3 protein-coding genes are annotated in these 11,280 nt (G+C 65.4%); all 3 read right to left on the reverse strand.

What is annotated here, in order from left to right:
• On the reverse strand, positions 1 to 619 hold a 619-nt coding region (locus ACFWCF_RS25015), incomplete at its 3' end, for an AMP-binding protein (protein WP_378567470.1).
• Positions 620 to 792: 173 nt separating this feature from the next.
• Complete coding sequence (locus tag ACFWCF_RS25020; RefSeq protein ID WP_378567482.1) at positions 793 to 3,342, reverse strand: amino acid adenylation domain-containing protein; 2,550 nt, start codon at positions 3,340 to 3,342, stop codon at positions 793 to 795.
• A 223-nt stretch (positions 3,343 to 3,565) separates the two neighbouring features.
• Positions 3,566 to 11,074: an amino acid adenylation domain-containing protein gene (locus ACFWCF_RS25025; RefSeq protein WP_378567473.1), complete on the reverse strand. Its 7,509-nt coding sequence runs from the start codon at positions 11,072 to 11,074 to the stop codon at positions 3,566 to 3,568.
• Positions 11,075 to 11,280: the final 206 nt, after the last annotated feature.

An 11,280-nucleotide genomic window follows, 5' to 3' on the forward strand; every position in this document is an offset into this window, starting at 1 on the left:
TGACCACCACGCCCTTGGGCCTACCCGTCGACCCCGACGTATAGATCACATACGCCGCATGCTCGACCCGCAACGTCCGAACCCGCTCATCGAACATGACGGGGGTGGACGGCAGTGCGGCGAGCGCGGCCTCGGTCGCCGGTGTATCGACGAGGATGACGTCGGCATCGGTCGCTATTGTCTCCGCGTGCGCCGACAGAGTCAGGACGAGACCGCAGCTGGAGTCGGCAAGCATGTACTCGATGCGGTCGGCCGGGTAGTTCGGGTCGACGGGAACGATTGCGGCACCAGTCTTCGCGACGGCCCAGGTCGCGAGCACCGACTCGAGCGAGCGGGTCATGAGGATGGCCACGCGATCCTCCGGCCCCACACCGCGGCCGATCAGCAACCGCGCCAGCGCGGAGGAACGGGCATCGAGCTCGCGATAGACGAGGGCTCCGTCATCGGACACGATCGCCGGAGCGTCGGGGTCGCGTTCGACAGCAGCGGTCAGCAAGTGCGGGAGCAGCGGAACCGGAGCATGTCGCCGCGTTCGTCTGATACGACCGTTTCGACGGCTGACGTCACGGCCCGCGTTGCTCGAATCGACATCCCCGGACTCGATGACCTTCACCGTCATACCACTCCCCGTTCTGCACCGGGGCGGAATGCGGTCGTGGGCAGCGCGTTCGGCGATACACACGGGTCGAGTGCTGTTACGTGAACGAGGCCCCCGACAAACCGGGTCACGTGCACCGACCATTGCGAGTCTTACACGAGAACACTGCCTCTTCCACTCGAATGGCGTCTGGCCTATTCGACATCCACTGAAAGAGTGAACAATTCGGACATTTCGTTGACCGTGATCCATGCCTCCACGAGGGGCCCGATCACCCTACACGCATCGGTTCCCGTCAGCTCCCAGTGGGATGCCTCGACCTCGCAACGATGTACCTCGCCCGCCACGAACGCGGACCAGTCGAGAAGAGAATGATCCGCTCCCGGTGTGGATCCCCGAGCTGCCACGAAGAGCAGATCTCCCGAGAAACAACCCGGCCGATGCTCCGCGAGAACGTCGAACGACCGCCCGATCCCTTCGAGGAAGTCGGCCGTCGTCGGAACCCCGTCGACACCCGCGTCCAATTCGCGTGTGATATCTGCCACCACATCGTCCCCGCGGAGTAGGCCTGGTCCTACACCGCCCTGCAATGCTGCGAGGGCGACCTGCTCGACGTCGACGGGCGACTCCAACGGCACGGGAACCTGCGTATCGAGCAGAATCAACGAGGCCACCGCGTCGCCGCTCCGCTGCAACTGCACGGCCATCTCGTGGGCGATCACGCCGCCCATCGACCACCCGGCGAGATGGACAGATCCATGCGGCTGCAGGCGACGAACCTCGGACACGTAGAGCCGGGCCCATTCCTCGATCGATTCGGGCATTGCGCCGGTACCGGACAATGCGGGCGATTGGAGTCCGTAGACGGGTCTGCCCTCCGGTACATACTTCGCCAATTCCGCGAAGCTCCAGGCGAGGCCGACCACGGGGTGCACGAAGAAGACCGCTTCGAGGCCCGGATCGCCGGCACGGAGCGAAATGACCATGTCGAATGCGCCACCCGAGGCGGGTTCGTCGGCCTCTGCCAGTGATTCGATGCGGGCAGCCAACTCCTCCACCGACCCCACCTCGAACACCACCGACACCGGCACCCGCACACCCACCACCGACGACAACCGCGCCACCAACCGCGTCGCCCCCAACGAATTCCCCCCCAAATCCACAAACGAATCATCCAAACCGACCCGCTCCACCCCCAACACCGACGCCACCACCGACGCCACCGACACCTCCACCACAGACCGCGGCGCCCGAAACTCCCGCACCGCAAACACCGGCTCCGGCAACGCCCCCCGATCCACCTTCCCCACCGGAGTCAACGGCACCTCATCGAGCACCACCACCAACGCCGGCACCATATACCCCGGCAACACCCCCGACACCTGCTCACGCACCACACCCGACTCGAGCACCACACCCGACTCCGGCACCACATACGACACCAACGCCGACTCCCCCGACGCCAACACCGACCCCACCGTCACCGCAAAACCCACCCCCGGCAACGACGCCAACACCGCATCGACCTCACCCAACTCGATACGAAAACCCCGCACCTTCACCTGAAAATCGCTACGCCCCACATACTCCAACACCCCACCCCCACCACGACGAACCACATCCCCCGTCCGATACCTCCGCCCACCCGACACCGAAAACGGATCCGCCACAAAACGAGACGACGTCAACCCCACCTGACCGTGATACCCCCGCGCCACCTGCGCCCCCGCCACATACAACTCCCCCACCACACCATCAGCCACCGGACGCAAACGCTCATCCAGCACAAAACACCCCACCCCCGCAATCGCCGACCCGATCGACACCACCGAACCCGGCACCAACTCCGCCGAACTCGTCGCCAAAATCGTCGTCTCCGTCGGACCATACGCATTGAAAAAACGCCGCACACCCGGAACAGACCACCGCCGCACCAACTCCGGCGTAAACGACTCCCCCGCCACCACCACCGACACCAACGAATCCAACCCCACCGGATCCATCGACCCCAACGCCCCCGGCGTCATGAACACATGCGACACCCGCTCCGCCGCAATCAACTCCGCCAACTCCACACCACCACCGACACCCGCCGGAGCCACCACCACCGACGCCCCCGCCGAAAACCCCACCAACAACTCCAACAACGACACATCGAAACTCGGCGAACACACATGCAACACCCGCGACGACGCATCCACCCCGAAATGCTCACGCTCAGCCGAAATCAACGACGCCACACCAGCATGCGACACCACCACACCCTTAGGCCGCCCCGACGACCCCGACGTATAAATCATCCACGCCGCATCCGCCAACTCCACCGACCGCACCCGATCCACATACGACACCGGACGCGACGACAACCCCCCCACCTCAGAAACCAACCCCACATCATCGAACACCACCACCGGCACCGCAGACGGACACGACACAGACACCACATCGACCACCGACGACACCGTCACCACCAACACAGCACCCGAATCAGCCACCATGAACTGCACACGCTCAACCGGATACCCCGGATCCACCGGCACGAAAGTCGCCCCCGACTTCACCACCGCCCACAACACCACCACCGACTCCCACGAACGCGGCACCGCCACCACCACCGCATCCCCAGGACCCACCCCCCGAGAAATCAACCACCGAGCCCACCGCGACGAACACTCATCAAGCTCCCGATACGACCACGACCGACCCCCCGCCACCACCGCCACCGCATCACCACACGACTCCACCGCAGACACCAACAACTGCGGCAACACCACACCACGACCACGCCCACCACGACGCTCACCACGCGCAGCACGTTCGACCCGAGGAGCCCGACCGCCATGTCGCGCTTCTGCCGTCTCGATCTGCTCAACCGAACGCGCCCCCCGGGCAGCACTTACCACGAATCGACTCCTTCCGGACGAGCAACCCCGACGTTGCTCGACCGCAAGCCAAGTTACCGTTCGGTCACTTCACTCGCACTACCCACGGATCAGCTGGAGCGACAGTTTTGCCTGCCAGAGGACCCGAAACAACGCCATCTTCCCGGGCGTGGCGGTCGGTGACGATCACAGCCGCGAGGTCCTCGGAGTCGGACAGAGACGACACGTCGACGGAGGGCACGAACACGTGGCTGACCCACTCGTCGAGTGCCAACGCGCCGAGATCATCGTCTCGACCAGGAACAACGACCACCGCACCGGCAACGGCCGCGGCCAATACCGCGAACACCGTCCATCGATCGACCTCCGATCTGTGCGGGAGGACGCGCGAATCGTAGGTCAGGGCCAGTTCCTCCTGCCCCCGACGCAACGCGGCAACGACCTCACCATGGCTGAGATGCACATCACCGAAGTGCAACGCCCGGTCACCGGGACCGAGCACCTCGGGACGATCTGTGTAGCCGAGTGACCGTCCGGACAGCCCGGCCACCGCCGCAGCGACCACCGGATCATCGATCGAGATCCACGTCGCCTCGGCAGCAGTTGCCGTCTCCGTGAGCTCTCCGACCCTCTCGACCGTGGACAGTCCCCAGCGCGCGGGCGTCTGCCGGCCGACGGATACCGCGGCCCCCGACTTCGCCACCGCCCACAATGCGACCACCAGATCCACACCGACCGGAAGGTCCACGGTCACGACATCGCCCGGCACCGCGCCGAGGGAGATCAGATATCTCGCCCACTGCGAGGAGCGCGCTTCGATCTCCGCGAAGCTCGATTCCGTATCGCCGAAGACGACGGCGGGAGCGTCCGGATCCGATTCGACGGCAACCTGGAGTTCCTGCGCGATGGTGCGGTCCACGCTCGTCTGCGTCGCAGGCAATATTGCCGGTGCCGCAGTGATGCTGACGGAACGCTCACGTTCCGTGCGGATATCGATGTCACCGACCACCGATGCGGCGTCGGCCGCAACCGCATCGAGAATCGTCACGAATCTGCCTGCGAATGTGTCGATAGTGCCCGCATCGAACAGGTCGGTCGCGTAGGTGACAGCGATTGCGAGCCCTCCGGTCGCACCGTCGGCCCCTTCCCGCGGCTCCACAGTGACCTGCAGGTCGAACTTCGCTGCCAGCTCTCCACCGTCGAGGGCTTCGACGATCAGACCTGGAAGTTCGAGTCGCGCCGGTTCGATGTTCTGGAACGACAACACCGTCTGAAACACGGGATGTCGCGCTGCCGATCGTGCTGCGACGACCTCGTCGACGATCCGCTCGAACGGCACATCGGCGTTCGCGAACGCCTCGAGATCCGTAGCACGGGCAACATCGAGGACCGAATCGAAGGAGGCGCCGGGGTCGATGTCGGTGCGCAATGCAAGTGTGTTGACGAACATGCCGACGACATCATCGAGCGCGCGTGCGCCACGTCCGGCCACGGGCGTGCCGACGACGATGTCGCGTGAGCTGCTCAGCCGCGACAACAACACAGCAAGCGCCGAGTGCACCACCATGAACAATGTGGACCGGTGTGCCGCCGCGAGTTCGTCGAGGCGGCGGCGGGTTGCTGCACTCACCTCGGTGACGTGCGTGGCACCGCGCAGGCTGGGTGTCGCGGGCCTCGGCCGATCGGTGGGCACGTCGAGCAGGTCGGGGACCTCCGCGAGACGCTCACGCCAGTACGCAAGCTGAAGGCCTGCCGGCGACTGCGGGTCGTCGGCGTCGCCGAACACTTCCTGCTGCCACAGTGCAAAGTCTGCGTACTGGACCTCGAGGTCGTCGGCGGCGGGAGCCACCCCTGAGAGCCGCGCCACGTAGGCCGACATCAGATCGCGGGCGAGCGGCGGCAAAGACGCGCCGTCGGCCGAGATGTGATGGACCACGAGCGCAAGGACGTGGTCGTCGGACGCAACACTCACAAGACGCCCGCGGACCGGAACCTCCGTGGCAACGTCGAATCCCTGGGAGACCACCTCGACGACCGCTGCGAATGCGTCCGTGTCGGATGCGACGCTCACCGTCGTGAGGGCATCCACTGCGTCGGCTTCCAGGATCTTCTGGTGGGGGCCCTGCTCGTCCTGCGGATAGACCGTGCGCAGCGACTCGTGTCGTTCGACGATGTCGCGAACCGCAGCAGCCAGCGCTGCGGTGTCGAGGCCTCCGCGCAATCGGATGGCGAGTGGAATGTTGTAGGTCGCCGATCCCGGGTCGAGCTGGTTCAGCACCCACATGCGCTGCTGCGCCAGTGACAACGGAATCCGGTCCGGCCGTGGTCCGCGCACCAGTTCGGGGAGGGCCCTGCCGCCGCGACCGGAATCGGCTCGCGCCGCAAGACCTGCGACAGTGGGTTCCTCGAACAATTCACGGATCGCGAGGGTGGCGCCCAGCGCCTCGTTGATCCGTGCGATCACTCGTGTCGCGATGAGTGAGTTGCCGCCGAGGTCGAAGAACGAATCGTCCGCGCCGACCTTCTCGACGTCGAGTACCTGTGCCAGGATCTGCGCCACCACGCGTTCGGACTCCGTCACCGGTTCCCGGTAGTCGTCGCCGACGGCGTCGATTCGCGGAGCCGGCAGAGCGGATCGGTCGAGTTTTCCGTTGACGGTCAGGGGCAGCGCGTCGAGCACGGTCACGATGTCGGGCACCATATATCCGGTCAGGAACTCCGACACACGGGTACGTACCTCTGCCGCAACCACGGTCTCACCGGCGCGCGGCACGACGTAGCCGACGAGACGCTCACCGAGACCGTCATCTCGAACCAGAGCGACGGCATGCGCAACTCCTGGTGCCTGCAGCAGCGCCGCCTCGATCTCGCCGAGTTCGATGCGGAATCCGCGCAGTTGCACCTGCGAGTCACTGCGACCGGCATATTCGAGGATGCCGTCGGAGTTCCAGCGGGCAATGTCGCCGGTGCGGTAGAGCCTGGCGCCACCGAACGGATCCGCGACGAACCGCACTGCCGTCAGATCGGGACGACCGAGGTATCCGCGCGACAACTGGTCGCCGGAGACGTAGACCTCCCCGGGGACGCCCGTCGGCACCGGCTGCAGCCGCCGGTCGAGCACCCGCACCGTGAGTCCGGGCAGGGATCGTCCGATCGCACTCGCCGCTCCGGCCTGCGCATGAGCGGGTTCGATCGGGTGGAACGACACGTGCACGGTCGTCTCGGTGATGCCGTACATGTTGATCATGCGGGGCGAGACGGGATGCCGGTCGAACCAGCCCTCGAGTCGTCCCGGATCGAGCGCCTCGCCGCCGAACACCACGTACCGCAATGTCGACGGCGCAGCCTCTATCTCACTCGCGGCGAGGACGCGGTCGGCCTCGTCGAACTGGTAGAACGCCGACGGCGTCTGATTGAGGACCGTCACGCCTTCGGTGCGCACCAGAGCGGCGAACAGTTCCGGCGACCGCGACGTCGGGTAGTCGACGACGACGAGCCGGCCGCCGTGGAGCAGCGGGCCCCACAGTTCCCACACCGAGAAATCGAATGCGTACGAGTGGAACAGAGTCCACACGTCATCCGATCCGAAACCGAACAGTGGCTCTGCGTTCTCGAAGAGCGTGAGCACGTTGCGATGGGTGATACCGACGCCTTTGGGACGGCCCGTGGAACCCGAGGTGTAGATGACGTAGGCGAGATCATCGGGACTCAGTGGTGAGAGACGGTCCGCGTCCGTGAGCGGACCCGGCGCGACCGACTCCGCGACCTCGTCCGCGCCGTCGATATGCACGACGTCGATTCCACTGTCCCACAGCACCTTCGCATCACCGTCCCGCCCGATCGCGTCGGAGGTGACGATCACGCGGGGGCGGGCATCATCGAGCATGTACCGGATGCGATCCTGCGGGTAGGTCGGATCGACCGGCAGGTAGGCCCCGCCCGACTCGATCACAGCCAGAAGCGCGACGACGAGATCGATCGAGCGCGGCAACGCCACCGCCACGAGAGACCCCGGACCGACGCCCGCGGCGACGAGACGACGCGCCATCCGGTTGGCCCGGATCGAAAGTTCGGCATAGTCGACGGTGGTGCCGTCGAAGCTGATCGCCGGCGAAGTTCGGTGACCGAGCACGGATTCGGCCAGGCGATCGGCCAGCGTGACCGGAGGCCGTGCCGCAGACCCGGCGCCGAGCGAACTCCAGTCGGTCAGGATCCGGTCGCGTTCGCGTTCTTCGAGTAGCGGCAGATCCGCGATGGAGGTCCGCTCGTCGGAGACCACCGCACCGAGGATCCGCTCGAACCTGCGCGCGAGGCTTTCCACTGTAGTGTCGTCGAACAGCTCTGTTGCGTAGTTGAATTCGACGGCGAACCCACCGGGTGCGCCATCCGGGCCGGTAATGTCGGCGACGGTGACCTGGAGGTCGAATTTTGCTGTCGCCACGTCGAATTCGACACCCGCGATACTCAGTCCGGCCAGCTCGAGGTTCGACACGGGCATGTTCTGGAACGTCAGCATCACCTGGAAAAGCGGGTGACGGGCTTGCGAGCGCGGCGGGTCGAGCACCTCCACGAGGCGCTCGAACGGGATGTCCGCGTGCACGAATGCATCCAGATCCGCAACACGCACCCGTCCCAGCACGTCTTCGAACGACTCCCCACCGTCGATCTCGGTGCGCAGCACGAGCGTGTTGACGAACATGCCGATCACGTCGTCCAGGGCGGCCTCGCCGCGTCCGGCAACGGGCGTGCCGATCGCGATGTCCTCGGTACCGCTCATCCTCGCGAGCAACACAGCAAGTGCGGCATGAACGACCATGAATTCCGTTGCGCCACTGCGACGTGCGAGATCAGCAATACCTGCACGCAGGTCGCGGTCGAGATCGACACGCAGCGATGCACCGCGGTTGCTCGCCACTGCGGGTCGCGGGCGATCGACGGGAAGCGGGAGCTCTTCCGGCAGGTCGGCGAGGGTCCGGCTCCAGAACTCCACCTGCTTCGACATCAGTGAGTCGGGATCGGATTCGTCGCCGAGCACTTCCCGCTGCCACAGGGTGTAGTCCGCGTACTGCACTTCCAGCGGAGTCCACGACGGCTCGTTCCCCGAGAAATGTGCGTCGTATGCAGTGATCACGTCGCGCACCAGTGGCCCGATCGAGTACCCGTCGGCGGAGATGTGATGCACGACCACAACCAGCACGTGCTCGCGCTCCGACACCTCGAGCAGACGCACCCGGAGTGGAACGTCACGAGTGACATCGAATCCGGTGGTCACGATCTCCGCGATACGATCGGGTACCTCGTCTGCGGACAGCGGTTCGGACGCCACGTCGAGTCGGGCCTCCGATGCCGGATGAACCTGCTGGTAGCCGGTACCGTCAATCTCCGGATATACGGTTCTCAGCGATTCGTGCCGGGCGACGACGTCGTTGATCGCTGCGCGCAATGCGGCATGATCCAGCTTTCCGGAGAGCCTGATGGCCATCGGAATGTTGTCGACGAACGACTCCGGCTGCAGGCGGTTGAGGAACCACATGCGCTGCTGCGCCAACGACAACGGCACGCGATCCGGACGCTCCCGCGCTTCCAGCGGCACCGAATTGTCGCCGGCCGCCAGTGATTCGATGCGGGCAGCCAACTCCTCCACCGACCCCACCTCGAACACCACCGACACCGGCACCCGCACACCCACCACCGACGACAACCGCGCCACCAACCGCGTCGCCCCCAACGAATTCCCCCCCAAATCCACAAACGAATCATCCAAACCGACCCGCTCCACCCCCAACACCGACGCCACCACCGACGCCACCGACACCTCCACCACAGACCGCGGCGCCCGAAACTCCCGCACCGCAAACACCGGCTCCGGCAACGCCCCCCGATCCACCTTCCCCACCGGAGTCAACGGCACCTCATCGAGCACCACCACCAACGCCGGCACCATATACCCCGGCAACACCCCCGACACCTGCTCACGCACCACACCCGACTCGAGCACCACACCCGACTCCGGCACCACATACGACACCAACGCCGACTCCCCCGACGCCAACACCGACCCCACCGTCACCGCAAAACCCACCCCCGGCAACGACGCCAACACCGCATCGACCTCACCCAACTCGATACGAAAACCCCGCACCTTCACCTGAAAATCGCTACGCCCCACATACTCCAACACCCCACCCCCACCACGACGAACCACATCCCCCGTCCGATACATCCGCCCACCCGACACCGAAAACGGATCCGCCACAAAACGAGACGACGTCAACCCCACCTGACCGTGATACCCCCGCGCCACCTGCGCCCCCGCCACATACAACTCCCCCACCACACCATCAGCCACCGGACGCAAACGCTCATCCAGCACAAAACACCCCACCCCCGCAATCGCCGACCCGATCGACACCACCGAACCCGGCACCAACTCCGCCGAACTCGTCGCCAAAATCGTCGTCTCCGTCGGACCATACGCATTGAAAAAACGCCGCACACCCGGAACAGACCACCGCCGCACCAACTCCGGCGTAAACGACTCCCCCGCCACCACCACCGACACCAACGAATCCAACCCCACCGGATCCATCGACCCCAACGCCCCCGGCGTCATGAACACATGCGACACCCGCTCCGCCGCAATCAACTCCGCCAACTCCACACCACCACCGACACCCGCCGGAGCCACCACCACCGACGCCCCCGCCGAAAACCCCACCAACAACTCCAACAACGACACATCGAAACTCGGCGAACACACATGCAACACCCGCGACGACGCATCCACCCCGAAATGCTCACGCTCAGCCGAAATCAACGACGCCACACCAGCATGCGACACCACCACACCCTTAGGCCGCCCCGTCGACCCCGACGTATAAATCATCCACGCCGCATCCGCCAACTCCACCGACCGCACCCGATCCACATACGACACCGGACGCGACGACAACCCCCCCACCTCAGAAACCAACCCCACATCATCGAACACCACCACCGGCACCGCAGACGGACACGACACAGACACCACATCGACCACCGACGACACCGTCACCACCAACACAGCACCCGAATCAGCCACCATGAACTGCACACGCTCAACCGGATACCCCGGATCCACCGGCACGAAAGTCGCCCCCGACTTCACCACCGCCCACAACACCACCACCGACTCCCACGAACGCGGCACCGCCACCACCACCGCATCCCCAGGACCCACCCCCCGAGAAATCAACCACCGAGCCCACCGCGACGAACACTCATCAAGCTCCCGATACGACCACGACCGACCCCCCGCCACCACCGCCACCGCATCACCACACGACTCCACCGCAGACACCAACAACTGCGGCAACACCACACCACGACCACGCCCACCACGACGCTCACCACGCGCAGCACGTTCGACCCGAGGAGCCCGAGGGGCACGCGCCTGGCGGGGTGCACGCCCGCCGCTGCGATCGGCATTGCGGCTGCGGGTGCCTTCCGCCGGATGCTCGGCGCTCGATTCGGGTACCGTCTGCTGCGGGTCGTTCGACTGCGTGGCATTATCCGGAGTAACCCCATCCGAGCCGCCGTCGTGTCGTGAACGCATGTAAAAGCCCACACCCTTCGCTTTCGGTACCTCTGAGCTCGCCTGATCCGAACCGAGCCAGCATAGTCATCCGGATCGGCGAGCATTCCTTACCCGTTAGTAACCTCTTGGTTGATCTCTCCGGGCAGCTTCGACGTTACCGTCGAGCGCACTGGCGGCCGGCCGATGGACGACCGTGGGGCCGCCTCTCGGCGGCCCCACGGGTA

Origin of the sequence: Rhodococcus sp. NPDC060090 (assembly GCF_042729855.1) — a bacterium.
In the GTDB taxonomy this organism is placed as follows: Bacteria; Actinomycetota; Actinomycetes; order Mycobacteriales; family Mycobacteriaceae; genus Rhodococcus.